The organism is Ruegeria sp. BC5, from assembly GCF_056539205.1.
The window spans coordinates 194,560-216,996 of sequence record NZ_JBQFUN010000005.1; the positions used below are offsets into that span (position 1 = coordinate 194,560).

General features: G+C 56.5%; 27 protein-coding genes and 1 tRNA gene. 17 read left to right on the forward strand and 11 right to left on the reverse strand.

Annotated features, from left to right (window positions below):
- Positions 1-136 precede the first annotated feature (136 nt).
- The 4 genes from ACR0LY_RS13850 to ettA form a co-directional block, all read right to left on the reverse strand.
- Complete coding sequence (locus ACR0LY_RS13850; RefSeq protein WP_170350547.1) at positions 137-343, reverse strand: cold-shock protein; 207 nt, start codon at positions 341-343, stop codon at positions 137-139.
- Positions 344-553: 210 nt separating this feature from the next.
- Positions 554-1,417: a sulfotransferase family protein gene (locus ACR0LY_RS13855; protein WP_170350546.1), complete on the reverse strand. Its 864-nt coding sequence runs from the start codon at positions 1,415-1,417 to the stop codon at positions 554-556.
- Between the two features lie 38 nt (positions 1,418-1,455).
- On the reverse strand, positions 1,456-2,202 hold the full coding sequence (locus tag ACR0LY_RS13860; protein WP_170350545.1) for a hypothetical protein: 747 nt from the start codon (positions 2,200-2,202) through the stop codon (positions 1,456-1,458).
- Positions 2,199-3,866: an energy-dependent translational throttle protein EttA gene (ettA, locus tag ACR0LY_RS13865; RefSeq protein WP_170350544.1), complete on the reverse strand. Its 1,668-nt coding sequence runs from the start codon at positions 3,864-3,866 to the stop codon at positions 2,199-2,201. The genes ACR0LY_RS13860 and ettA overlap by 4 nt, the downstream gene beginning before the upstream one ends.
- Positions 3,867-4,001: 135 nt before the next feature.
- Between ettA and ACR0LY_RS13870 the strand changes: the two genes are divergently transcribed.
- The 3 genes from ACR0LY_RS13870 to dacB all read left to right on the forward strand — a co-directional run bounded on the left by ACR0LY_RS13870 (position 4,002) and on the right by dacB (position 6,670).
- Positions 4,002-4,472: an MOSC domain-containing protein gene (locus ACR0LY_RS13870; protein ID WP_170350543.1), complete on the forward strand. Its 471-nt coding sequence runs from the start codon at positions 4,002-4,004 to the stop codon at positions 4,470-4,472.
- A 32-nt stretch (positions 4,473-4,504) separates the two neighbouring features.
- Positions 4,505-5,125, forward strand: coding sequence for a nicotinate-nucleotide adenylyltransferase (locus tag ACR0LY_RS13875; RefSeq protein ID WP_170350542.1), 621 nt, complete (start codon positions 4,505-4,507; stop codon positions 5,123-5,125).
- Between the two features lie 66 nt (positions 5,126-5,191).
- Positions 5,192-6,670: a D-alanyl-D-alanine carboxypeptidase/D-alanyl-D-alanine endopeptidase gene (gene dacB / locus ACR0LY_RS13880; protein ID WP_170350541.1), complete on the forward strand. Its 1,479-nt coding sequence runs from the start codon at positions 5,192-5,194 to the stop codon at positions 6,668-6,670.
- A 2-nt stretch (positions 6,671-6,672) separates the two neighbouring features.
- On the opposite strand, the gene ACR0LY_RS13885 is transcribed toward dacB, so the two are convergent.
- Entirely contained in the window at positions 6,673-7,095 is a 423-nt protein-coding gene (locus ACR0LY_RS13885; RefSeq protein ID WP_170350540.1) for a tellurite resistance TerB family protein, read from the reverse strand.
- Positions 7,096-7,175: 80 nt separating this feature from the next.
- The gene (locus ACR0LY_RS13890; protein WP_368040146.1) at positions 7,176-7,643 is read right to left on the reverse strand and encodes an Lrp/AsnC family transcriptional regulator; all 468 of its coding nucleotides are present in this window, start codon (positions 7,641-7,643) and stop codon (positions 7,176-7,178) included.
- A gap of 109 nt (positions 7,644-7,752) precedes the next feature.
- Here ACR0LY_RS13890 and phhA point away from each other — a divergent pair, with 109 nt between their 5' ends.
- From phhA to ACR0LY_RS13915, 5 genes are all read left to right on the forward strand, one after another.
- A complete protein-coding gene (phhA, locus tag ACR0LY_RS13895; RefSeq protein ID WP_170350539.1) occupies positions 7,753-8,553 on the forward strand; it encodes a phenylalanine 4-monooxygenase in 801 nt (266 codons plus the stop codon).
- Positions 8,554-8,560: 7 nt separating this feature from the next.
- Positions 8,561-8,914, forward strand: coding sequence for a 4a-hydroxytetrahydrobiopterin dehydratase (locus ACR0LY_RS13900; protein ID WP_170350538.1), 354 nt, complete (start codon positions 8,561-8,563; stop codon positions 8,912-8,914).
- A gap of 124 nt (positions 8,915-9,038) precedes the next feature.
- Positions 9,039-10,613 (forward strand): lysine--tRNA ligase, encoded by a 1,575-nt coding sequence (locus ACR0LY_RS13905; protein WP_170350537.1) that lies wholly within the window; start codon positions 9,039-9,041, stop codon positions 10,611-10,613.
- 48 nt (positions 10,614-10,661) lie between these two features.
- On the forward strand, positions 10,662-11,063 hold the full coding sequence (locus ACR0LY_RS13910; protein WP_170350536.1) for a DUF4864 domain-containing protein: 402 nt from the start codon (positions 10,662-10,664) through the stop codon (positions 11,061-11,063).
- Positions 11,064-11,197: 134 nt separating this feature from the next.
- Positions 11,198-13,486 (forward strand): glycosyl hydrolase family 28-related protein, encoded by a 2,289-nt coding sequence (locus ACR0LY_RS13915; protein WP_170350535.1) that lies wholly within the window; start codon positions 11,198-11,200, stop codon positions 13,484-13,486.
- A gap of 45 nt (positions 13,487-13,531) precedes the next feature.
- On the opposite strand, the gene ACR0LY_RS13920 is transcribed toward ACR0LY_RS13915, so the two are convergent.
- Positions 13,532-14,215: a hypothetical protein gene (locus ACR0LY_RS13920; RefSeq protein WP_480641035.1), complete on the reverse strand. Its 684-nt coding sequence runs from the start codon at positions 14,213-14,215 to the stop codon at positions 13,532-13,534.
- 125 nt (positions 14,216-14,340) lie between these two features.
- On the opposite strand from ACR0LY_RS13920, the gene ACR0LY_RS13925 reads away from it, so the two are divergent.
- Both ACR0LY_RS13925 and ACR0LY_RS13930 read left to right on the forward strand, forming a co-directional pair.
- Entirely contained in the window at positions 14,341-14,667 is a 327-nt protein-coding gene (locus tag ACR0LY_RS13925) for an antibiotic biosynthesis monooxygenase family protein (protein ID WP_170350533.1), read from the forward strand.
- A gap of 62 nt (positions 14,668-14,729) precedes the next feature.
- A complete protein-coding gene (locus ACR0LY_RS13930; protein WP_170350532.1) occupies positions 14,730-15,137 on the forward strand; it encodes a universal stress protein in 408 nt (135 codons plus the stop codon).
- Here ACR0LY_RS13930 and ACR0LY_RS13935 read toward each other — a convergent pair.
- Positions 15,122-15,625 (reverse strand): HugZ family pyridoxamine 5'-phosphate oxidase, encoded by a 504-nt coding sequence (locus ACR0LY_RS13935; RefSeq protein ID WP_170350531.1) that lies wholly within the window; start codon positions 15,623-15,625, stop codon positions 15,122-15,124. The two genes, ACR0LY_RS13930 and ACR0LY_RS13935, sit on opposite strands and share 16 nt — an antisense overlap.
- Before the next feature lie 242 nt (positions 15,626-15,867).
- Between ACR0LY_RS13935 and ACR0LY_RS13940 the strand changes: the two genes are divergently transcribed.
- The 4 genes from ACR0LY_RS13940 to ACR0LY_RS13955 all read left to right on the forward strand — a co-directional run bounded on the left by ACR0LY_RS13940 (position 15,868) and on the right by ACR0LY_RS13955 (position 17,464).
- Positions 15,868-16,173 carry an excalibur calcium-binding domain-containing protein gene (locus ACR0LY_RS13940; RefSeq protein WP_226689361.1) on the forward strand — a complete coding sequence of 102 codons (306 nt, stop codon included), beginning with the start codon at positions 15,868-15,870 and terminating at the stop codon, positions 16,171-16,173.
- A gap of 98 nt (positions 16,174-16,271) precedes the next feature.
- The gene (locus ACR0LY_RS13945; RefSeq protein WP_170350529.1) at positions 16,272-16,562 is read left to right on the forward strand and encodes an antibiotic biosynthesis monooxygenase family protein; all 291 of its coding nucleotides are present in this window, start codon (positions 16,272-16,274) and stop codon (positions 16,560-16,562) included.
- 87 nt (positions 16,563-16,649) lie between these two features.
- Positions 16,650-17,033 carry a hypothetical protein gene (locus ACR0LY_RS13950; RefSeq protein ID WP_170350527.1) on the forward strand — a complete coding sequence of 128 codons (384 nt, stop codon included), beginning with the start codon at positions 16,650-16,652 and terminating at the stop codon, positions 17,031-17,033.
- A gap of 77 nt (positions 17,034-17,110) precedes the next feature.
- Positions 17,111-17,464: an MmcQ/YjbR family DNA-binding protein gene (locus ACR0LY_RS13955; RefSeq protein ID WP_170350525.1), complete on the forward strand. Its 354-nt coding sequence runs from the start codon at positions 17,111-17,113 to the stop codon at positions 17,462-17,464.
- Here the strand turns inward: ACR0LY_RS13955 and ACR0LY_RS13960 are convergent.
- The 3 genes from ACR0LY_RS13960 to uvrB all read right to left on the reverse strand — a co-directional run bounded on the left by ACR0LY_RS13960 (position 17,461) and on the right by uvrB (position 21,285).
- Positions 17,461-18,168: an ORF6N domain-containing protein gene (locus ACR0LY_RS13960; protein WP_170350524.1), complete on the reverse strand. Its 708-nt coding sequence runs from the start codon at positions 18,166-18,168 to the stop codon at positions 17,461-17,463. The genes ACR0LY_RS13955 and ACR0LY_RS13960 overlap by 4 nt on opposite strands.
- Positions 18,169-18,368: 200 nt before the next feature.
- Positions 18,369-19,004 (reverse strand): hypothetical protein, encoded by a 636-nt coding sequence (locus tag ACR0LY_RS13965; RefSeq protein ID WP_170350522.1) that lies wholly within the window; start codon positions 19,002-19,004, stop codon positions 18,369-18,371.
- Between the two features lie 94 nt (positions 19,005-19,098).
- Entirely contained in the window at positions 19,099-21,285 is a 2,187-nt protein-coding gene (uvrB, locus tag ACR0LY_RS13970) for an excinuclease ABC subunit UvrB (protein WP_254440240.1), read from the reverse strand.
- Between the two features lie 153 nt (positions 21,286-21,438).
- On the opposite strand from uvrB, the gene ACR0LY_RS13975 reads away from it, so the two are divergent.
- The 3 genes from ACR0LY_RS13975 (at position 21,439) to ACR0LY_RS13985 (ending at position 22,339) form a co-directional block, all read left to right on the forward strand.
- A complete protein-coding gene (locus ACR0LY_RS13975; protein ID WP_170350520.1) occupies positions 21,439-21,750 on the forward strand; it encodes an ETC complex I subunit in 312 nt (103 codons plus the stop codon).
- Positions 21,747-22,241: a GNAT family N-acetyltransferase gene (locus ACR0LY_RS13980; RefSeq protein WP_480641038.1), complete on the forward strand. Its 495-nt coding sequence runs from the start codon at positions 21,747-21,749 to the stop codon at positions 22,239-22,241. The genes ACR0LY_RS13975 and ACR0LY_RS13980 overlap by 4 nt, the downstream gene beginning before the upstream one ends.
- 21 nt (positions 22,242-22,262) lie before the next feature.
- Positions 22,263-22,339, forward strand: a tRNA-Arg gene (locus tag ACR0LY_RS13985).
- Positions 22,340-22,437: the final 98 nt, after the last annotated feature.

A 22,437-nucleotide genomic window follows, 5' to 3' on the forward strand; every position in this document is an offset into this window, starting at 1 on the left:
CGATCTGGTCAATCGCCGGAGAGAAGTAACCTGTTTGTGATGTATTCGCCGGGACACACTTGCGGATGATGGTCAAACGCAAAAGTGGTCGTCCAGTAAGGAAAAGGGCAGAGAAATGCTCTGCCCTTTCATTGACTTACGCCAACTGAATGTCGTCGGCGCTTTCGCGGCCGTCACGACCCGAGCGCAGCTCGTACGTGACTTTCTGATTGTCGGCCAGGCCGGTCAGACCCGAACGCTCGACAGCTGAGATGTGTACGAAGATGTCTTTGCCGCCATCTTCGGGTGCGATAAAGCCATAGCCTTTGGTGGTGTTGAACCATTTTACGGTGCCTGCGGGCATATCCGTTGTCTCCTGTTTAGTGCTGCCCACGGTGTTGCGGCAGCCCGGCGTCGTTGTCTGTATCGATAGACTGAGCGCCGTAGAAGGAGACAGTAGGTCGAAATAGAAAAACGTGTGCCCGTCAGATATGGCATTTGCACAAGCGCAGGGCAAGAGAGTGCTGAAGGCGATATCCTTCAGTAGGCAATTGGCCGTTCGGTTAAGGGCGAGTCAAATCTTGTAAATCTTGCTTTCCTCAGGAAACATTGTTCGGATCGCCTTCAGACTTTGGTCTGACAGAACAACGGGTCGTTGATCACTTGCGGCCTTTCCAACCCCATCCGATTGATTAACGTGTGGAAGCGCCTTTTGTTTGTTCTTGGCGCTGGAAAGTGGCTTAAGTCTGCGAGACCGCCAAGCCTCGGACAAAGCTGGGAATCTACGATTTTCCAGCTTGCTGGTTAGCCACCTGTTCAGTTTCTCAGTGTTTTCAAGCTGAAACACGTTTTTGACGTGGTTGACACCTGCGCGGTCGATGGCATGTGCTTCTAGGCTGAGCGGGGAAAGATTCTGGGTCGAAATCCATTTGGGCGCAAGTTCCTGCCAGGCAGGGTTCATGCCAACTTTGCCGAATTGAATCCATTCTTCAAAGTCGATTGTCGAGTTTTCATTCCAATCGGATTGATAGTTGTAGAGACAATCAGCATCAGGTCGAAAAAACCGATAATATGACCAGAGCATATCAACCGGATTACGGATGGTCATGAAATAGGTCAGCTTTGGGTGATCCGGGTACAACTCTGCCAGCTTTGCTTTGACATAGGGCGCCGTATCATGCGGGTGAAAATGCTCGACCGTTTTGGCCACATCGACAGCAAAATCACCGTCATCCTTTGAAAGAAAAGGGCCCAGATGTCTGCGGATTGATGTGGAACCACAGCGTGGCTTGGATATGAAAACAAGCCCCTTTGAGAAAAGCACTCTCACAAATATTGTCCTTTTGTTACTCGTCTGCTGCGGCTGCGATGTGACCAACAGTTGCAACCTGACCCACTTTTTTCCAATTGCCAAGCTGGTCTGACCTGGGTGATGCATCGTCGAACATCCAGTCAGGGTGCTTTGATCTGCGGTCTTCAGTTGGAAATCGGTAGTTCTTCGACAGTCATTCGGTATTGTTTGGACGCAACAAAACACCGTGGCAGGTGTTCGATCACGTCGTCGATCGGATCGTAAACAAGATCGGCTGCAGCTTTGAGTTCTGCCGGAATGTCCTTTGGCACACGCTCGCGCCGTTCAGGGGGCCTGAAGTCCAATCCAGTAAAGCGCGAGATGGTTTCCTGATATTCCCAAAGCGCGTCATAGTGAACGCACAGAACAGGCACGTCTTCATATGTCACCCATTCCTTGATCTGCCGCGCCTGCTGCAGCACATCACGCTGAAACAGTTCGTCATAGGTACCGGTGGCATGCAGGTGATGAAAATGCAGGTCGATCCAATCTGCACCGTATCTGTCCAGCGCGGAATAGACGGAAAACGCGGAATCCTTAGCAGACCCAAAACAAAAAACGACCCGAGTGTTCTCGGGCCATGAAGAGAGAGGCTGAGGGTAATCGTGTGTCTTGTACACGCACGGCGCGTGAAATGTAGCGTCGTCCAGCCGGGCGATGAAGTTCGATTTTTTCGCAGCTTCCCTATCAACGTCCCTTAGCGAATCCGCAAGGGCCAGAAAGGTCATTGTGCTACCTGACCGGCCATTGCTGGCGACGATGACGCAATTTTCCGGCGCGTTTTGCGGGATGCGCTTCAAACGCCGGGGGGCCAGCCTTTTGCGTACGCTGCGCATCCATTTGTCTATACGTGCTTCGATGAAACCGTTCATCGCGCAAACTTTTTGTGCTTCAACCGCTTGGGCTCCAGCGCATCTGGTCCCAAACGACGCTTCTTGTCCTCTTCGTAATCTTCGAAGTTACCCTCGAACCATTCCACATGGGCATCACCTTCGAAGGCCAGTATATGCGTACAGATACGGTCCAGGAAGAAACGGTCGTGGCTGATGACCACCGCGCAGCCGGCGAAATCGACCAGGGCGTCTTCCAGCGCGCGCAGGGTTTCGACATCCAGATCGTTGGTCGGTTCGTCGAGCAGCAGGACGTTGCCACCCTCTTTCAACAGACGGGCCATGTGGACGCGGTTGCGCTCACCCCCGGACAGCAGCGAGACTTTCTTCTGCTGGTCGCCGCCCTTGAAGTTGAAGGACGAGCAATAGGCGCGGGAATTGACCTGCGCGTCGCCCAACTGGATGATCTCGGCACCGCCGGTGATCGCCTCCCACACGGTGTCGTTGTCTTTCAGGTCGTCGCGGGACTGGTCGACGTATGACAATTCAACCGTGTCGCCCAGCGTGATGGTGCCGCTGTCGGGCTGTTCCTGACCGGTGAGCATCTTGAACAGGGTCGATTTACCGGCACCGTTGGGGCCGATGACACCGACGATGCCGCCGGGGGGCAGGGCAAAGTCCAGACCTTCGATCAGTTGCTTGTCGCCCATGTGTTTCGACAGGCCTTCTACCTCGATAACCTTGCCACCAAGGCGCTGGCCGTTGGGTATGACGATCTGGGCGCGGGTGAGCTTTTCGCGTTCGGACTGTTCGGCCAGCTCGTTATAGGCGTTGATCCGGGCCTTGGATTTGGCCTGACGGGCCTTCTGGCCTTGACGCATCCATTCCAGCTCGCGCTGCAGGGTCTTCTGCTTGGACTTGTCTTCGCGCGCTTCTTGCTCCAACCGTTTGGCCTTTTGTTCCAGCCACGCGGAATAGTTGCCTTCGTAAGGAATGCCGCGGCCACGGTCGAGTTCGAGGATCCAGCCGGTGATATCATCCAGAAAGTACCGGTCGTGGGTGACGATCAGAATGGTGCCCTTGTAGTCGATCAGGTGCTGTTGCAGCCATGCGATTGTCTCGGCGTCCAAGTGGTTGGTCGGTTCGTCGAGCAGCAGCATGTCGGGCGCTTCGAGCAGCAGTTTGCAGAGCGCCACGCGGCGTTTCTCACCACCCGAGAGGTTGGCGATGTTGGCGTCGTCCGGCGGGCAGCGCAGTGCCTCCATCGAGACGTCGATCTGGCTGTCGAGGTCCCACAGGTTTTCAGAATCAATAGAGTCCTGCAAGGCGGTCATTTCTTCCATCAGTTCATCGGAATAGTTTTCCGCCATCTCGATGGCTATTTCGTTGAAGCGATCGACCTTGGCCTTTTTCGCGGCGACGCCCAGCATGACGTTTTCGCGGACGGTTAGCGATTCATCCAGCTGCGGTTCCTGCGGCAGATAGCCGACCTTGGCGCCTTCGGCCGCCCATGCCTCGCCGGTGAAATCTGTATCGAGCCCCGCCATGATCTTCATCAGGGTCGACTTACCCGCGCCATTGACGCCGACAACACCGATTTTCACGCCAGGCAGAAAGCTCAGGTGGATGTTTTCAAAGCACTTCTTGCCACCGGGATAGGTCTTTGAGACACCCTGCATGTGGTAGACATATTGATAGGCGGCCATGTCGCGTCCTTTGGGTCGGGGAAATTGGGTTGAAACGCTAGATATCTAAGCGGGGCGGGCGGGGCAAGCTGGTGGTTTTGTGAATTTCTAATGGCGTCGAATTTAGTTAGATCTATTCGCTGAGTGGGAGCTAAAATGTCGAATTTGGCGGAATTGATAGCTGGCTGGGCCAAGCCGGGTTGTGTCGATTGGATTGGATTGCGACCTGAGCGCTGCAAAGAAATGCGCGCGGTTGATAATATTATGATTTCAGCCGACGGCCTAGAGGGCGACCGGGGTCGCACTGGCAAAAGGGCTGTGACTCTGATCCAGCAAGAACATCTGGCGGCGATTGGTTCCTACTTGGGGCAAGGGCCGATTGCCGCCGACATCCTACGGCGCAACTTGGTCGTGTCGGGGATCAATCTGGCGGCGCTCAAGGGGCGGGAGGTGCAGGTTGGCGGGGCTATATTGCGCTTTACAATCATCTGCGCGCCTTGCAGCCGGATGGAGGAGGCGCTGGGCAAGGGCGGCTATTCCGCCGTGCGTGGGCATGGGGGATGGTGCGCCGAGGTCATCAGGTCCGGACGGGTCCGGCTGGGCGATCTGGTGCAACCGGTTGATTGACAAGCCGCTTCAGTTCTGAACATCAGCAAAGGATGTTGCGAAGCGCTATTCCATATGCACGGCCCGGGCAGGTCGTTGGTCTGTTCGGCGGGTCTTTTGATCCGCCACATCAGGGACATGTGCATGTCTCGCTTGAAGCGATGAAGGCGTTTGGGCTGGATCGGGTTTGGTGGCTGGTGTCTCCGGGCAATCCGTTAAAGGCGCGTGGACCTGCCCCGCTACAGCGGCGCATCAAGGCTGCGCGGGACGTCATGCAGCACCCCAAGGTCGAGGTCACGGATATCGAAGCCCTGACCGGGACGCGGGCGACGGCGGATACGCTGGCGGCCTTGCAAAAACTTTATCCGCAGGTGCGGTTTGTCTGGCTGATGGGCGCGGACAATCTGGCGCAGTTTCATCGCTGGAAGGATTGGCGGCTGATCATGGACAGCGTGCCGGTGGGGGTTGTCGCACGGCCGGGGGATCGGATCTCGGCACGGATGTCGCCTGCGGCGCGGCTTTACGCTCGATATCGCATTGACGGCCAAGCGCGGCATTTGCTGGGGCGGGCGCAGGCACCGGCGTGGTGTTTCGTGAATGTACCGATGGTCGATGTCAGCTCGACCGAGATTCGCACACGCGGTGGCTGGAATGGAGGGGTGTTGCCTGAATAGCCCCCATGCGGGCATAATCACATTCAGTGGTTGTTTGCCTGTGATCTCTGGGATTTTAATTGACCCATGGTTGATCGTATTTCGCGTCGTTTGTTTCTTGCGGGCCTAGGGGCCTCTATTGCGTCGGGCTCAGCGTTGGCCGACGCGCCTGTTCAATCCTTGCGACCGCAGCTGCGGGGGGACCTGCCCAGCGGGGCCGAGCGGCTTATCCAGTCCGCCGGGTTGCGCGGAGAGGTTGTGTTTGCAGTCGCTGATGCAGAGACCGGTACGCAGGTTGAGGCGTTTGGCGGCGATCAAGGCTTGCCGCCCGCCAGTGTCGCCAAAGCGCTGACCGCGCTTTATGCGCTGGATGTTCTGGGCGCGGATTATCGGTTCGAAACAACCTTGATGGCGGATGGGCCGATTGAGAATGGCGTGTTGGATGGTGACCTGATCCTTGTTGGTGGCGGCGACCCGTTGCTGGACACCGATGATCTGGCCACGATGGCCGCCAATCTGCGCGAGGCCGGAATCACCGAGGTACGCGGGGCATTCAAGGTCTACGACGGAGCGTTGCCCTATGTGTTTAGCATTGACCCCGGGCAGCCGGATCACCTGGGCTACAGCCCGGCCATCAGCGGCATCTCACTCAATTTCAATCGCGTCCATTTCGAATGGAAGCGCGCTGGTGCCAGTTATGACGTGAGTATGGATGCGCGCACCGCCCGATATACTCCGTCTGTGGATATGGCGTCGATGCAGGTCGAAAAGCGCAGTTTGCCGATATACACCTATCAGCCAAGTGCGCGGCAGGATCGCTGGACCGTTGCCCGCGGTGCGCTGGGCAATGGTGGCGCGCGTTGGCTGCCCGTTCGCAAACCTGCGCTTTATGCGGGGGATGTTTTCCGTACTCTGGCGCGAGCAAATGGCATTGTGCTGGGGCGCGTACAGATCACGCGGCAAACCCCGCAGGGCACTGTTTTGGTGGTGCATCAGAGTGATCCGCTGGAAAGTATTCTGCGCGGTATGCTCAAATATTCGACCAACATAACGGCCGAATTGGTCGGTATGACGGCTTCGAAAGCCCGCGGAGCAAATATGCAAAGCCTCGCCGATTCCGCCGCTGAAATGAATCGCTGGGCGGCCGAGACCTATGGTGTGACCGGAATTGCGATGGTGGATCATTCGGGGCTTGGCGATGCGTCGCGCGTGGCACCCGCGGATTTGGTTACCGCGCTGGTGGTGGCGCGCAAAGATGGCGCGCTGCGGCCCTTGCTCAAGAAATTTACCCTGGCGGACCGTCAGGGACGGCCGGTCAAGGATCACCCGATCAAAGTAGACGCAAAGACCGGGACGCTGAATTTCGTGTCGGGATTGGGCGGCTTCATAACTGCACCGGATGGCTCCGAATTGGCCTTTGCCATCTTTACCGCTGACGTTGATCACCGCGCGACCATTCCCCGTGCGCTGCGCGAGCGTCCGGAAGGCGCGCGCAGCTGGAACAACAGGTCGCGCAAGCTGCAACGCGCATTGATCGAACGTTGGGGAACGTTACAGGGCAGCTAGGATCAGGTCGTGTGGCGCGCCCGTGCGCCACGCTCGATCGCTGCGGCGTGCAGACGGTCAATGCTCAGCTCGTAGCGGATTTCTTCCAGCAGGCGCAGTTCGGTTTCCGCAAGCGACCCGTCCGCAGCGGCCACATCGCAAGCCAGCGCATAGGCCGTTTCATTCAGCCGCTCGGGAAGGTTATCGCGGATCAGGCCGAAAAGTGCATCCAGCCCGTCCTCTTGCTCGAACAGGTCGAACACCGTCTGAGATACACGGCGCGTGCGGTCGATATCGTATTCGGCAAAGACAGGTAACATGTTGACGGCGCCTTCGATCTTGACCAGCTCGGCCGTGCGAATGGTTTCATCCGATGCAGAGACCGCGACCATGATCGCAACCAGGCAATCCTGTGGGGACATCGGGTGGGGTACTTGTTCGGTCATGGTGTCGTCCTGATTGGGCTTTTGCGCTCGCACGATAGGAGGGCTGGCGGGCAGGTTCAACGGATTTTGCCCCTGACCGATCAGAGAATGGGCAACGGGCCGCGTGTTTTGGTCTGGCGCAGCACAAAATTGCTGCGCGTGTCGCGGACAAGGCCGGATTTCAGCAGCCGTTGCATGATGAAATGTTCAAGGTCCTCGGGCGTCTTGGCATAAACCTTTAGGATAAAGTCGTGGTCCCCGGTGATTGAGGCGCATTCGACGATTTGCGGCTCGGTTTCGACCAACCGCAGGAATGAGGTGATGCTGTCCTCTTGATGATCGCGCAATGCGACGTGAACATAGGCAATGGCGTCCAGCCCGACCGATTTGGCCCGCACCTGCGCAATGTAGCCTGATACCACCCCGGATGCCTCAAGATCGCGTACGCGCCGCCAACATTGCGAGGCGGAAAGACCGGTTCGGTCGGCAAGCTCTTGCATAGACAGGCGGCCATTGGTCTGCAGCTCTTGCAGGATGGCGATATCAGCAGGTTGGATGGTTTGTTTCACAAATTGTCACCTTTCGATATATATTTGCCAAAATAATCAGAAACCATCGATTGTCCAAATCAAAACCTTCAAGTCGCGTGGCTATACTTTTCCTGCGGAGGGAATGCAGATGCCAAAGTCGACCAAATACATCGCCAAAGTGGCCGATGAACGCGGCCATATCGCCTATACAGAAGAAGAGGACGCCGTTTGGGCTGACCTCTATGCTGCGCAAGCAGAGAACGTGCAGCGTTTTATGGCGCGAGACTATCTTGAAGGGTTGGAAAGGCTGGACTTGCCAATGACCCGCGTGCCTTCATGCGCGGATATCTCGGAACGGCTGTTGGACATGACCGGCTGGCGGGTTCAGCCTGTGCCAGCGCTTATCGGGTTCAAGACATTCTTTGGCATGCTGGCAGATAAGGTGTTTCCCGCTGCGTCCTTTATTCGGTCACGCGAGGATTTCGATTACATTGAGGAACCGGATATTTTTCATGAAATTTTCGGTCATACCCCGCTGCTGAGCGATCCACGCTTTGCGGCGTTCAGCCATGCCATCGGCAAGGCAGGCGTGCAGGCTGATGACAAGGACTATGCCTGGCTGATCCGACTGTATTGGTTTTCGATCGAATTTGGGTTGCGTCGTCAGGATGGTGTGATCAAGGCGTTGGGGTCGGGGTTGGCGTCCTCGCCGACAGAGCTTGTCTATGCCGTCGAAAGCGACATTCCTGATCGGGATCCGTTCGATGTGCTGACGATCCTGCGCACGCCTTATCGGATCGATATGCATCAGATGGGCTATTTCGTGCTAAACTCACCCGAGGAACTTTTTGCCGCCGCCGACCGCGATTTGTTGGCAGACGTGCGGCAGGCACAATCCCTGGGATTGTTGCCAAACAAGTTCCCGGAAAAGGCAACCGCAGCGGAGTGAACGGATCATGACACTAACAGGAGAAACCTGCAGCCTATCGGACCGAACCTGTGTGCCCTGTTCAGGTGGCGTTCCAGCTTTGACGCGGGATGAGGCGAACACGCACATGGCGGAGCTTTCGCCCGATTGGAATTTGGACGCTGATGCGAAAGAACTGAGCCGTCACTACAAGTTCAAAGGGTTCGCCAAGGCGACCTATCTGGCCAATCTTTGCGCGTGGCTCGCCGATCAGCAGGGGCACCACCCGGATGTCACCTTTGGCTGGGGTTATGTGGATGTCAGACTGACCACGCATGAAATTGGTGGTCTAAGCGAGAATGATTTCATCTGGGCGGCCAAACTGGACCAGTTGACCATATAGATCAGCCTTCCATACAGGAAAAAACCAGCGCTTTATTGACTCATGCTGCACCGGCACAATAGGAGGGTCCGGTCGGTTGCATGGGGTGACCGGCGCTGTTTTTCCCGATGGAGCTTGTCTAAAAATGTCTGAACTGCGTGAAACCGCGATTGCGTCCAAGGCCTGGCCTTTCGAAGAGGCGCGCCGGGTGCTCAAACGCTATCAGAAAGCGGCTCCGGAAAAGGGATACGTGCTGTTTCAGACCGGCTATGGCCCGTCGGGTCTGCCGCATATCGGTACATTTGGCGAGGTTGCACGGACCTCGATGGTCCGTCACGCCTTTGAACAAATCAGTGACATCCCGACTAAGCTGATCTGTTTCTCGGACGACATGGACGGTTTCCGCAAGGTGCCGACCAACGTGCCGATGCAGGAAGAGCTGAAAGAAGACCTGCATCTGCCGCTGACCAAGGTGCGCGATCCGTTTGGCACCCATGCCGGGTTTGCCCAGCACAACAATGCGATGCTGTGCGATTTCCTGGACAGTTTCGGGTTTGAGTACGAGTTCGCCTCGGCCACGGATTACTACACCAGCGGTCGGTTTGATGAGATGCTGTTGATCGCGTTGGAGCGCTTCGACAAAATTCAAGAGATCATGCTGCCGACGCTTGGGCCGGAACGGCGCGAGACCTATTCGTGCTTCCTGCCGATCAGCCCGAAAACCGGGCACGTGCTGCAAGTGCCGACGCTGGAGCGCAATGTCGCTAAGGGCACGATCGTCTATCAGGAACCTGACGGCGAGAAGGTCGAAATCCCGGTCACTGGCGGTAACGTCAAGATGCAGTGGAAGCCGGATTGGGCGATGCGCTGGGCTGCGCTGGGTGTGGACTATGAGATGTCGGGCAAGGACCTGATCGACTCGGTCACGCAGTCCTCCAAGATTTGCCGAGCGCTGGGCCAGAAGCCTCCCGAGGCGCTGAGCTATGAGCTGTTCAACGACGAGCAGGGCCAGAAGATTTCCAAATCGAAGGGCAATGGCTTGTCGATGGACGAATGGCTGACCTATGCCGCGCCTGAAAGCCTGTCGTACTTCATGTATCAGAAACCGAAAACGGCCAAGCGGCTGTATTTTGACGTAATCCCGAAGGCAGTGGATGAGTATCATCAACAGCTGCGAGCCTATCCGGGGCAGGAGCTGAAGGCGCAGTTGAACAACCCCGTCTGGCATATCCATGGTGGTGATGTTCCTGCATCCACACTGATGGTGCCGTTTGCGATGTTGTTGAACCTGGCATCCGTTTCGGGGGCTGAGGATAAAGAGGCACTGTGGGGCTTTATCCGCCGCTATGCGCCTGAGGCGACGGCTGAAACGCATCCGGATCTGGATCAGGCGGCTGGCTTTGCCGTGCGCTATTTCAACGATTTCGTCAAACCAACACGTCAGCACCGCGCCCCGACGGATCAGGAACGCGAAGCGTTGGAGGCACTGAAAACTGCGTTGGAAGCTTATGATGGCCCCATTGAGGATGAAGCGCTGCAATCGGTTGTTTATTCGATCGGGCGAGAGCGGTTCGATCCCATGCGCGGGTGGTTTACTGCGCTGTATGAAGTGTTGTTGGGTGCCTCGCAGGGCCCACGTTTTGGCGGCTTTATCGCGCTGTACGGCGTGCCGGAAACGATCGCGCTGATCGATAAGGCGTTGACGGGTGAGCTGGTCTGATTTGACCTGATACCGCGTGGGGCTACTCTTTCAACAGGAGGTGGCCCCATGCGTCGAATACTGCTTGCACTATCCCTCAGCGCCGGTTTGGCCTCGGGCGCGTTTGCCCAAAGCGCCGAGATCGAGAAAAACATCGCGGCGCAGATTAAGGCGTTTGAGGCTGATGATTTTGCCACCGCCTTTACCTTTGCCAGCCCCAATATCCAGCAACTGTTTCAAACGCCCGAGAATTTCGGCGTCATGGTAAGGCGCGGCTATCCGATGGTCTGGCGTCCGGCGGAGGTTCGTTTTCTGGAATTGCGCGAGGTGGCCGGGGCGCTGTGGCAAAAAGTCATGATCACTGATGACGCTGGCAAGGTGCATATCCTGGACTATCAGATGGTGCAGATGGACAACGGTTGGAAGATCAATGGCGTGCAATTGCTGGGCAATTCTGATCCGGCAGCTTGATGCAACACCACCGTCACGGTGATATGAGCGGCGGTTAATCCCTTTTCGGTACTCAGGCTTTTGCGTTCGGGGCGTGTGTCTCCGGGCACTGGGTTTATGCGCGCTGATGCGGCGCGATTGGGAAAGGGATTTCTATGAACAAGGCAATCACCGACGGTATCGTGTTCACGCCGCCTGCTTTCGCAAATGGTTTGAATGTGTGGTCCAGCGGCGACGGGACGCCCGGCTCGCCTACCTATGACGGATCTGGCACCGGCGCATTTGTTCCGGCGGATGCGGATTTTGCGGGCTGTCTGGAAATCCTGAAAGTCAGCACCACCCAGCGCCTGCGTTACATGGGGCAGACGCCGTTGCTGCCGGGCTGTTACCTGCAAATCAAGGCTCGGGTCAAAGCCATCAGCGGCCCGCTGCCCGAGGTACGTATCGCCGGATGGGCTGGCGGTACCGGGGATGTTCAGGTTACCGGTGTGGTCGAGCAAGGCCCGGCCACGCAGCTTTCGGGCTATGGCACTGTGCACGAGATCACGGCCATTGTCGGCACCGGTCAACGCCCTGGCGTGGATATGCCATGGGGTGTACAAGCCCTTTACGGGCATTTCGGTCTGGATATCGACGGCGCAAATGGGGCGGTTATCCGCGTTGATGATATCGAGATTTTGGATGTCACCGGTGTGTTCCTTCGCAATCTCATCAGTCTGGTCGATGTCCGCGATTTCGGCGCGGTCGGGGATGGCGTGACGGATGACTCAGCTGCGTTTGAAGCCGCGGATCAGGCTGCGAATGGTCGTCGTATTTTCGTGCCCGAGGGGACCTATCTGCTGGCGCAAAACACGTCGGTGGCATCCGAGATCGAATTTGAAGGCACCGTAACAATGCCGGATGACAAGATGCTGCTGCTGACCAAGAATTTTGATCTGCCGACCTATATCAATGCGTTTGGTGATGAAATGCGGGCCTTTAAAAAGGCGTTTCAGGCGTTGTTGAACAATTCTGACCATGAATCGCTGGATATGGGTGGGCGCAAGGTATCGGTAACCGAGCCGATCGATATGGCCGCTGCTGTTCCGAACCGGCAAACCGGATTCTCGACGCGCCGTGTGATCCGCAACGGACAGTTCGACGTCAAAAGCAGTACGGCCTGGGATACCGAAACCTTTACATCGGTCGCGACCTACAACCCGAACGATCCCACCCGGTTGGTGAACGTCGCGAATGTGGGCAATATTCCGGTTGGTTGTCTGGTACAGGGGAGCGGGGTCGGTCGCGAGATTTACGTGCGTTCGAAGAACGACGGCGCGGGTGAAATCACGCTCAGCGCGCCGCTCTACGATGCGTCTGGTACGCAGACATTCACGTTCCTGTCCTTCAAGTACCTGCTGGATTTCAGCGGTTTCAGCACGCTGCGCAAATTTGGAATGGAACAGATCGAATTCCAATGTAACGGCCGCAGCAGCGCGATCCGTCTGGCCCCGTCAGGTAGCACCTTTGCATTGGCGAACTGTTTTGTCAGCCGCCCCAAAGATCGCGGGATCACGTCTATCGGTACCGGTTGTCAGGGCATGTTGATCGATACGTGTCAATTCCTGTCCACCGAAGAATCCTTTAACGTCCCAGACCGTTCGTCGATCGCGCTAAACGCGACAGCCAACGACGTCAAACTGCGCCACAACCGGGCCGTACGGTTCCGCCATTTTGCGGTTCTGGGTGGCACCAACAACATGATCCTCGGCAATCACTTTTTCCAGGGCGACAGCATTCCACAAGGTGTACGCAGCCCTGGATTGGTCATGATCGGCACTTACAACAGCTCGACAATCTCGGGGAACTATATCGACAATTGCTCGATCCTGTGGACCAATGAACGGGACGCAGATCCGGTTTACACAACCGGGTTTTCCTTCAGCTCGATGGCCATTACCGACAATATCTTCTATTCCAGCGAGGCCCCGGCCTGGTTCACCTATCTCATTGTTCGTCCCCATGGTGCAGGACACTTCCTGAACGGTGTGATCGTGACCGGAAATAAGTTCCGCGCAACAAGCGGTGGTATCACGCGGGTGGAACGGGTGGATACCTCATTTGCCAGTATGAACAACTTTGCGCATCGCAATGTGATGTTTGAAAACAATACCTTTCACGGCGTTGACCAAAAAGTTGCGAACCCATTGCGGGTCAAGCATATGCAAGGAACCGCAGCGCAAGCCTGGTCCGTTCAGACAGCCGGAGAGCTGCCTTTCGGGGGCTATGCGCGTAGTTGCGACGCGGTTACGGCATTGGGAGCTTTGAGAAATACATTCGGCGCGGTGACCTATGCCACCCCCTATGTGCAGTTAGAACAAGGTGCGTCGAGAAATGCGATCAACCTGCGCTGGCCCGAGGCGGTCCGCGGAGAAGTCTCGACCCACATTCGTATGGAAAGCTGACAACTGGGATGGCCACCCTTTTGCAGGGTGGCCATTTCACCGGTCTCAAAACTCTTCCCAAAGCGCGATTTTCAAACCGGTATCGTTGCGGGCATCGTTGCGTTCAAGGCCCAGCACCCAGGTGGGCCCTTTGTCGCGCGCACGGATCATGACCGAGGGCCTGGCCCTCCAAAATAACGAGTGTCCAGAGGTATAAGCCGTTTCCACCTGGATCAGAGGATTGAGCAATCGATCTGACGAAAGGCCCGCCGTGATATCCAGTTTGCGATAAACCGCGTCATGTGTGCGAATTTCCAGGGCCGTGTCGACCGCAACCCAACCGTTGCCCCAACCGGTTTGAAACCCTTTGCCATAGGACAGGGTCAGTTTGTACATCGCCCAGGCGTCAAGTTGCTTGTGGTGGGCACCGGCCCCGAACTCGGCCGCGAAATGCCCCCATTTGTTGAAATTGGCCACGGGAACCCGGGCAAACAACAGGGCGTGGCCGTAGAAATCCCGGCTTTGTTCGAAATCTACCCCGATTGTGAGGTTCGGCCTGTATCCGAATTCAGCATAAAGCGCCGTTTTGTAATCATAGCTGCCGTCACGGTCTTTGAATGCAGTGACCGAGGCCGCGGTGAACGCTGCGTCCTTCTCACGCAGCCATGCGCCGGACCAAGCCGGGGCTGCGGCAAGCAGCAATACCAAAAAAGCGAGAACCCGGAACATGCACGCAGTTTCCGCAAGCATGGTTAACGGTTGGTTAGTGTTTTGTTTATTTTCTGGAAACCAATCCAAGGCGACGTGTCGTTTAAGGAAACACAAGACCTTTCCAAATCCTGTGTTAAGCTTGCAAAAGAAAAGGGAGATTCCAGATGCCGAAGATTTCCAAGACCGCGAGCGTCCAGACTGTCATCACCACTTTTGAGATGACACCGGGTACCTGCCACGATCTGTTGGATGCGTTGACCGACGCCTACGCCGAGTTTATCTCGAAACAGCCGGGATTTGTTTCCGCAGGGCTGCATGTGAACGATGCGCAGACGCGGATTGCCAACTATTCCCAATGGAACCGTCGTGAGGATTTTCTGGCAATGTTGCGAACGCCGGAAATGCGCGATCGCAATCGCAAGATCAACGAGATGTGTAAAAGCTTTGAGCCGGTGATGTATGACGTGGCCGAAACTTTTGGCAGTTCCTGACTTGTATCAAAACCTTAATCGATAAAATCAGGTATGGTGGCTGAAGAAAGTAGAGGCTCACCATGTATCACAACATTCTTGTTCCAATTTCATTTGATGCCGATCGGGATATCTCCGGCCCGCTGAAACTGGCCGAGATTTTGGCAACACCAGATGCTCAGGTGACACTGCTGCATGTGGTCGAGCATATTCCGAACTACGCGATTTCCTACATGCCGCCGGAATATCTGACCGCGGCCCGCAAGGCGGTCCAGGGCGAGCTGGATGAGTTGGCGGCCAAGCTGTCCAATGCGACGGGTGTGGTGATCGAAGGGCATTCTGGGCGCACCATTCTGGACTGGGCGGAATCCCACAAGCCTGACCTGATCATCATGGCCTCACACCGGCCTGGCATGCAGGATCTTTTGTTGGGCTCAACCACAAACCACGTGGTCCGTCATGCCGCCTGTGCGGTTCACGTGGTGCGTTGATCAGGCCGCAAATCGTTGGGGGCAAGGCGCCAGGCCTTGCCGAACCCTCCGTTCAGAACGGCGTCTGAAATGGCGAAACGCACAAAGCTGAAATCGGTGAAATCGACATAGAGTTTCGATTTGGGTCGCAAGGTCAGATACCGCGACCGCAAGCTGGCATGTTCGGCGCTTTCACGGGCAACGAACGTGGCTGTGGCATGCAATGTCAATCGGGGATGGGTCAGCGGGTCGCCGGTGTTGCCGGGTTCTCCGATTAGCAACGCGCAAACCGGATTGGCACGCAAGGCGGCTGTATGATCCGCCAATGTCGAAATCAGGGTCATAGGGCTGCCCGCGTCATCCGTGGCCAGGGCGATGCGCGACACCGAAGGCACCCCTAAGTCAGGTCGCAAAGTGGCAAGCGCACCATAGGTTGCGCCCTCGATCAGATCACGAGTCAAACATCGGGCGGTCTCATCGACCGGGTGAAATGGGCTGGATTGGCTCATGATGTGCGTGGTTCTAGCTGTTTGAAACACGCAAAAGATACCCCCTATGCCCTCCCTGTGCGAGGGCTTGTTTCCGGGTCAATTGGGGTCTCGGTTTCGCCACAAATCGAGGGTAACAGAGGGACATGCAGTTTAGAAAACCCACCCCTGAAACGGAATCTTCTGTCCCCAAGGTTTCGCGGCGTCAAAAACGGGCTGAGGCGCAGCGGAAACGCGCATTATCCCCGGTTCGAATTTTCCTCATGGTCCTGATGCTGCCGGTGACGATTATGGGTATCGTCGTGGGGGTCTATCTGCGGACGTCTGAGTATAGGCACGAAGAAGCTTTGCTGCACCTGATTGCCCTGGCCGGGTGCGGCGCGATTGAAACAATTGTGCCGGGGCCATTCGTTGAGGGCGGTCCTGGGTATCACCCGCGCAATGACCCCGATGGCGACGGTGTGGCCTGCGGAACGCAAAGGTCGATTTCCGGGCAGAGCGCAGTGCCGCAACCGGCTGAAACGCCCAGATCGCGGACAGTCGGCAACGCCAAATTCCTGCGGCCCTGACCCCAATTCTAACAGAATCCCCGTGACTGTGGTACACTCCGCCGGACGCGCCGTTTTGGCCGTCATTGGGGGATTTCGCCCAGATAGCGAGGAAAATCATGTTTGCACGTATTACTCAGTTCAAGATGAAGCCCGGAATGCGGGATGCGGCCGAGGCAAAGATGAACGAGCTTAAAGATCAGATTATGGGCATGGAAGGCATGCACAGCTTTACCAATGTCATGAATGAGGACGGTACCGGTTTTGTTGTGGCCGTGGTTCAAAGCGAGGAAACCTCGAACGCCAACGCCCCCAAAGTGGCGGCGCTTTGGGGACATTTTGCCGAATTCCTAGAAGGCCCGCCATCACCGGCCGGGTTCGACGTGGTTGTCCATTGGGATAAAGGATAGGTCCGCGTATTCAGGGCCAAATTTCTCAACTCTAGTGCCAGACTTTTTCAGGAGGAATGTTCAATGAACTTTTCGAAATGCGCAGCTATGGCTTTGATCGCAACCCTGTTTTCCGGTGCGGCCATTGCCGACTCATCCAAAGATTTCCTGACGGCGACCAAGGTGTCCCAGATTAAGGATATGGGCGCACAGCAAATGGACGGGGCGTCGATAGAAAAGATCGTCTCGGGGAACACTCTCAAGAGTTCCAACTGGACCTGGACGTTTGAAAAAGATGGAAAACAATCTTCGACGGCAAATGACGGGTCATGGACAGACAAAGGAACCTGGTCGGTGAAAGGCAATGAACTATGCCGGGAATCTGATACCTCTGGTAAGGGCGAACGCTGTTCGAAGGTCTATTTTATGGGCCGCGACCTGAGATTCACTGACGGCAAACGCAACTTACATGATTGGTGGGTCAGCTACTAAACGCATGGAAAGAAAGTAAGCGAGAGGATTGATCTTCTCGCTTGCTTTCAGTTGATCCTGCAAGCCAAGATCGGGCCATGACCCGTGATGAATTCAACAGCTTTTGCGCCAGCCTCAAAGCCACCAGCCATGTGGTGCAATGGGGCAATGCGGATGTGTGGAAGGTGGGCGGCAAGGTCTTTGCGATCTGCGGTTGGAACGACGGGCGTGATGCGTTCACCTTTAAGGCCACCGATCTGGCTTTTGAGGTGCTGGGTGATGAGCCCGGCATCCGCCCAGCGCCTTATCTGGCCTCGCGGGGGATGAAGTGGCTGCAGGTCTATGAGGAACGCGGAATGAGCGATACCTCCCTGCGCGAGCATATCGTGACGTCCTATGATCTGGTCGTGGCCAAGCTGACCAAGAAGGCGCGGGCCGAATTGGGCGTCTAACCTTTCATCGCGTGCAGCAATTCCAGCAGACGTTTTCGGTCGTCATCATCGGCGTAATCTCCGATCGCCAGACGCTGGGCGATGTTCAGGCGCAGGCGTTCGTGCTGGGTACGCACTTCTTCTCCGGCGGTTTCCGCCAGCGTTTTCATGATCATCGCCACGGCTTGCTGCCGTTTGGTCGTGGGGTTGGCGATGTAATCGACAAGGCTCTGCTGCCCGGAATCGAGGATGTTTTCGGCCAGATCGCGCAACTGCTCACCATTGGGCAACAGCGGGGTCGGGGCGTTCTCGGGCGGCAGGATTTCCGGCACGCTGCGCGGGGTCTCGGCCAGCGCATTTGCGCCGTCAACGAAGGCCTCGGTGATCATCCGGGTGATCTTGATCGCGCGCGGGTCCTTGAACAGGGCCGAGGCGATGGCCACGCCGTAATCGGTATAGACCCACGGATTGACCCGCCGTCCGCCACGGCCCTTGGGTTTTGAGATCACATTCTGTGATTGCAAATCGGCGACCTCGGCATCGGTCAGCTGAAAGCGGTAGCCCTCGAACAGGTCCTTGTTGCGCGAGACGGCCTGATTGAAGGCGCTGACGGACTTTCCGTAGAACTGCGCCAGATCCTCGGCCAGCACCACGCGAGTGCCGCGCACCCGGTGAATGGCGCTTTGGACCTCATACGTGCTGGGCAAGGTGTTTGGGTTTGTCATGGCAACCGTTTGGAATCACAATTTGTGATTTCAAACGTGGCGGAGTGCGCGCTGGGCTGCAAGTTTGAAGTGTGGGAGAGTTCGATACTTCACCGAGCGAAACTATCGCAATGATTCCAGAGCCGACTTGGACCGCATCAATTAAGACGAAGCGATCTGAGAAAAAGCTCGGGCATTCGTGATAACTCTCCCACATACGGTCAATCAGGCGAAAACGTGGTGAAAACCCTGCATTTTAACTTATCTTCAGCATAGACAGCTTCAACCCAAGCGGGTTTCTTTCTTTTCAGCGATTTCGCAAACGTCTCTTCGCACAGGTTCATTGCATCCTTTTCGGCGGCTTCGCGGCTTGGTGCGCTCTTGGAATAGGCCCAGGTATGAATTCCATTTGTCGCGAAAGACCGATATTCATCAAAATTGATCTGCGACCACCCGTCGAGATAGTTGTATGCATCCAAAGCGGTTTTTGACAGGGTCAACTCTTTTGATTTTATGTCAAAGCCTGTAGGAACAACGGAAAGGTATAGGACGCAGTCTTCGGGACTTTCCGCTTTGAAGCGGCATGACCGCATCGCAACGTCCTGAGCTGTTTTCAAGTTGTGATATCCCCATGCAGCACCATTGAAGTTATCCGTTTTCTTTGTTGTGTTGATTACCACTGCACCAAAGAAATCAGCTTTTTGCGAGTACCTAACATCTCTCTTTTGTGAGCCTCGCAGCTTGACATCCGAATGATAAATGAGAGTGCGCCCAGAATAGTCCGTACGAGGTTCATCTGACCATGCAGGTGCAATAGAAGTTACAATGACAGTGAAAACCGGAATAAGAAATCGCATAGGTCGCCTTTTGTATTTAACAAATTTTTCAGGGCGACTACCTCTATAGGTTGTTTCTTGGTGCTGCCTCAATGGTAAAAAGTGGCTTAGATATTCACCGCTTCCGCCTCTTCACATTCCCGCCCCGCTGCCCCGGTCGCCCCGCCGTTGACCGCCCACGCGATTTCACCGCGTCTTCCGAGGCTTTCTCGACTGCCCACTGGCGCGCCATCGGGTCGTCGGCAACGGCCAGATCGACCGCTTCCAGACGTTTGATCTCATCCCGGATGTTGGCGGCCTCTTCGAATTCCAGGTTCTCGGCGGCTTTGCGCATTTGTTCGCGCAGACCGTCCAGATGGGCCTCGAGGTTGGCGCCGTGCATCGGTTTTTCGATGGTGGCGGTGACGCGGTTCATGTCGACGTCGCCTTCGTAGAGACCGGCCAGAACGTCTTCGACGTTCTTCTTCACCGTCTCAGGCGTGATGCCGTGTTCCTCGTTGTAAGCGAGTTGCTTGGCGCGGCGGCGGTTGGTTTCATTCAGCGCGCGTTCCATCGAACCGGTGACCTTGTCGGCATACATGATCACCCGGCCATCGGCGTTCCGCGCGGCGCGGCCAATGGTTTGGACCAGTGAGGTTTCCGAGCGCAGGAAACCCTCTTTATCCGCGTCCAGAATGGCGACCAGCCCGCATTCGGGGATGTCGAGGCCTTCACGCAGCAGGTTGATGCCGATCAGCACGTCGAACGCGCCCAGACGCAGGTCGCGCAGAATCTCGATACGTTCCAGCGTGTCGATGTCCGAGTGCATGTAGCGGACCTTGATGCCCTGTTCGTGCAGGTATTCGGTCAGGTCCTCGGCCATGCGTTTGGTGAGCGTGGTGACCAGCGTGCGATAGCCATCGGCGGCGACCTTGCGCACTTCGTCCAGCAGGTCGTCGACCTGCATGGATACAGGGCGGATTTCGACCTCAGGATCCAGCAGGCCGGTGGGGCGGATCACCTGTTCGGTGAAGACGCCGCCGGTCTGTTCAATCTCCCATTTTGCCGGGGTGGCCGAGACAAACACGGATTGGGGGCGCATGGCGTCCCATTCTTCGAACTTCAGCGGTCGGTTGTCCATGCAGGAGGGCAGCCGGAACCCATGTTCAGCCAGCGTGAACTTGCGCCGATAGTCGCCCCGGTACATGCCGCCGATCTGCGGCACGCTGACGTGGGATTCGTCGGCGAAGACAATCGCGTTGTCGGGGATGAATTCGAACAGGGTCGGGGGCGGCTCGCCCGGTGCGCGGCCTGTGAGATAGCGCGAGTAGTTCTCGATTCCGTTGCAGACGCCGGTGGCCTCAAGCATTTCCAGATCGAAATTGGTGCGCTGTTCCAGTCGCTGCGCTTCCAGCAATTTGCCCTCGCCCACTAATTGATCCAGACGGATGCGCAGTTCTTTTTTGATGCCGATGATGGCCTGCTGCATGGTCGGTTTCGGCGTCACATAATGCGAGTTCGCATAAACGCGCACCTGCTCCATTGTGGCCGTGCGTTCGCCGGTCAGCGGGTCGAACTCGGTGATGGTTTCCAGTTCCTCGCCAAAGAACGAGAATTTCCAGGCGCGATCCTCAAGGTGGGCGGGCCAGATTTCCAGGGAATCGCCGCGTACCCTGAAAGACCCGCGCTGAAACGCTTGATCGTTGCGGCGGTATTGCTGGGCGACCAGATCGGCCATCACCTGCCGTTGGTCGTATTCGTTGCCGACCTTCAGATCCTGCGTCATCGCCCCATAGGTTTCGACCGAACCAATACCATAGATGCAGGAAACCGAGGCGACGATGATTACATCGTCCCGCTCTAACAGTGCCCGCGTGGCCGAGTGGCGCATCCGGTCGATCTGTTCATTGATTTGGGATTCTTTTTCGATATAGGTGTCCGACCGCGCCACGTAGGCCTCGGGCTGGTAGTAGTCATAGTAGGACACGAAATACTCGACCGAGTTCTCGGGGAAGAAGCCTTTGAATTCGCCATACAACTGCGCTGCCAGCGTCTTATTGGGTGCAAGGATGATAGCCGGGCGCTGGGTCTCCTCGATCACCTTGGCCATGGTAAAGGTTTTGCCCGTCCCCGTCGCGCCCAGCAGAACCTGATCGCGTTCACCGTCCATCACGCCCCCGGCCAGCTCCTTGATGGCCGTTGGTTGGTCACCCGCTGGTGCGAACTCGGTATGCATAACGAATTCCTTGCCGCCTTCCAGCTTCAGGCGAGCGCGGACATCCTCGGCATTCATCTGGGTCTTGTCGGAATGAGCATAGGCCATAGGGGGAGATTCCTTTCGCGCCTGATTTTGATCTGTTTTTGTTCTTGTTCAAGGGGGCATTTCCAAATGCCGAAATTGCGACAATTGCGGACTTGTCCGCGCCGCCTGCCTGACGCATAAACATTCCTATCCAAATGAGTACGGAGAGGCGACATGCGCGCACGGATTTACCAGCCCGCAAGAAATGCAATGACCTCGGGAATGGCCAAGACCCGCAAGTGGGTTTTGGAATACGCCCCCGCGTCATCGCGCGAGGTTGATCCGCTGATGGGCTGGACCTCGTCCAACGACACGCAGACCCAAGTGCGCCTGAAGTTCGACACCAAGGAAGAGGCGTTGGATTACGCCAAGGACAACGGGATTGATGCGCAGGTCAGCGAACCGCATAAGCGCAAGCCCAACGTACGCGCAGGTGGGTATGGTGAAAACTTCGCCCCGAGTCGTCGGGCACCCTGGACCCATTGACCAAGACCCTTGGAATGATCGACATCCGCGAAGTGGATCCCGGAGCGCAGGACATGCGCCCGATCATTCAAGCGCATTTGGCCCATAGCTGGGATGCCACGCCCCAGACCTCGAACCACACCCTGGACGTCGATGCATTGCGAGAGCCCGGCATTCGATTCTGGGCATTGTATGAAGCGGGTAAACCGCTGGGATGCGGAGCGCTTAAAGCCTTGCCCGATGGCACCTCTGAGGTGAAATCAGTGCATGTCGTGACCGCCGCCCGTGGCCGTGGTCTGGCGCGAGTGATCATGACCTACCTGGCTGACCTTGCCCGTTCAGAAGGTGTGACGGCCCTGGTGCTGGAAACTGGGGCGGAACATCTGACGGAATATGATGCCGCGCGCAAACTCTATGAGGCGCTGGGATATACCTATTGCGGACCGATATTTGGGTATGAGGCCGACCCGAACAGCGCCTTCATGCGCTTGGGTCTTGAACCCCGCCCGTAAAAACCGCAAGAAGGGCGCAGCGGTCCCTTAGCTCAACTGGATAGAGCAGCTGACTTCTAATCAGCAGGTTGAGGGTTCGAGTCCTTCAGGGATCGCCATTTCACCAAATCATCGAAATACCAAAGAAAGAAATCTTGAACACGTCCGTTGTCGCTGTACCAAGGTCGGTCGCAATTGTTGGAGATTACTTGGATTT

Bases quoted from the DNA above. Each gene is read 5' to 3' on its own strand.
- ACR0LY_RS13850 (WP_170350547.1), bottom strand. From the start codon at position 343: ATGCCCGCAGGCACCGTAAAATGGTTCAACACCACCAAAGGCTATGGC.
- ACR0LY_RS13855 (WP_170350546.1), bottom strand. From the start codon at position 1,417: ATGCATCACCCAGGTCAGACCAGCTTGGCAATTGGAAAAAAGTGGGTC.
- ACR0LY_RS13860 (WP_170350545.1), bottom strand. From the start codon at position 2,202: ATGAACGGTTTCATCGAAGCACGTATAGACAAATGGATGCGCAGCGTA.
- ettA (WP_170350544.1), bottom strand. From the start codon at position 3,866: ATGGCCGCCTATCAATATGTCTACCACATGCAGGGTGTCTCAAAGACC.
- ACR0LY_RS13870 (WP_170350543.1), top strand. From the start codon at position 4,002: ATGTCGAATTTGGCGGAATTGATAGCTGGCTGGGCCAAGCCGGGTTGT.
- ACR0LY_RS13875 (WP_170350542.1), top strand. From the start codon at position 4,505: ATGTTGCGAAGCGCTATTCCATATGCACGGCCCGGGCAGGTCGTTGGT.
- dacB (WP_170350541.1), top strand. From the start codon at position 5,192: ATGGTTGATCGTATTTCGCGTCGTTTGTTTCTTGCGGGCCTAGGGGCC.
- ACR0LY_RS13885 (WP_170350540.1), bottom strand. From the start codon at position 7,095: ATGACCGAACAAGTACCCCACCCGATGTCCCCACAGGATTGCCTGGTT.
- phhA (WP_170350539.1), top strand. From the start codon at position 7,753: ATGCCAAAGTCGACCAAATACATCGCCAAAGTGGCCGATGAACGCGGC.
- ACR0LY_RS13900 (WP_170350538.1), top strand. From the start codon at position 8,561: ATGACACTAACAGGAGAAACCTGCAGCCTATCGGACCGAACCTGTGTG.
- ACR0LY_RS13905 (WP_170350537.1), top strand. From the start codon at position 9,039: ATGTCTGAACTGCGTGAAACCGCGATTGCGTCCAAGGCCTGGCCTTTC.
- ACR0LY_RS13910 (WP_170350536.1), top strand. From the start codon at position 10,662: ATGCGTCGAATACTGCTTGCACTATCCCTCAGCGCCGGTTTGGCCTCG.
- ACR0LY_RS13915 (WP_170350535.1), top strand. From the start codon at position 11,198: ATGAACAAGGCAATCACCGACGGTATCGTGTTCACGCCGCCTGCTTTC.
- ACR0LY_RS13920 (WP_480641035.1), bottom strand. From the start codon at position 14,215: ATGCTTGCGGAAACTGCGTGCATGTTCCGGGTTCTCGCTTTTTTGGTA.
- ACR0LY_RS13925 (WP_170350533.1), top strand. From the start codon at position 14,341: ATGCCGAAGATTTCCAAGACCGCGAGCGTCCAGACTGTCATCACCACT.
- ACR0LY_RS13930 (WP_170350532.1), top strand. From the start codon at position 14,730: ATGTATCACAACATTCTTGTTCCAATTTCATTTGATGCCGATCGGGAT.
- ACR0LY_RS13935 (WP_170350531.1), bottom strand. From the start codon at position 15,625: ATGAGCCAATCCAGCCCATTTCACCCGGTCGATGAGACCGCCCGATGT.
- ACR0LY_RS13940 (WP_226689361.1), top strand. From the start codon at position 15,868: ATGGTCCTGATGCTGCCGGTGACGATTATGGGTATCGTCGTGGGGGTC.
- ACR0LY_RS13945 (WP_170350529.1), top strand. From the start codon at position 16,272: ATGTTTGCACGTATTACTCAGTTCAAGATGAAGCCCGGAATGCGGGAT.
- ACR0LY_RS13950 (WP_170350527.1), top strand. From the start codon at position 16,650: ATGGCTTTGATCGCAACCCTGTTTTCCGGTGCGGCCATTGCCGACTCA.
- ACR0LY_RS13955 (WP_170350525.1), top strand. From the start codon at position 17,111: ATGACCCGTGATGAATTCAACAGCTTTTGCGCCAGCCTCAAAGCCACC.
- ACR0LY_RS13960 (WP_170350524.1), bottom strand. From the start codon at position 18,168: ATGACAAACCCAAACACCTTGCCCAGCACGTATGAGGTCCAAAGCGCC.
- ACR0LY_RS13965 (WP_170350522.1), bottom strand. From the start codon at position 19,004: ATGCGATTTCTTATTCCGGTTTTCACTGTCATTGTAACTTCTATTGCA.
- uvrB (WP_254440240.1), bottom strand. From the start codon at position 21,285: ATGGCCTATGCTCATTCCGACAAGACCCAGATGAATGCCGAGGATGTC.
- ACR0LY_RS13975 (WP_170350520.1), top strand. From the start codon at position 21,439: ATGCGCGCACGGATTTACCAGCCCGCAAGAAATGCAATGACCTCGGGA.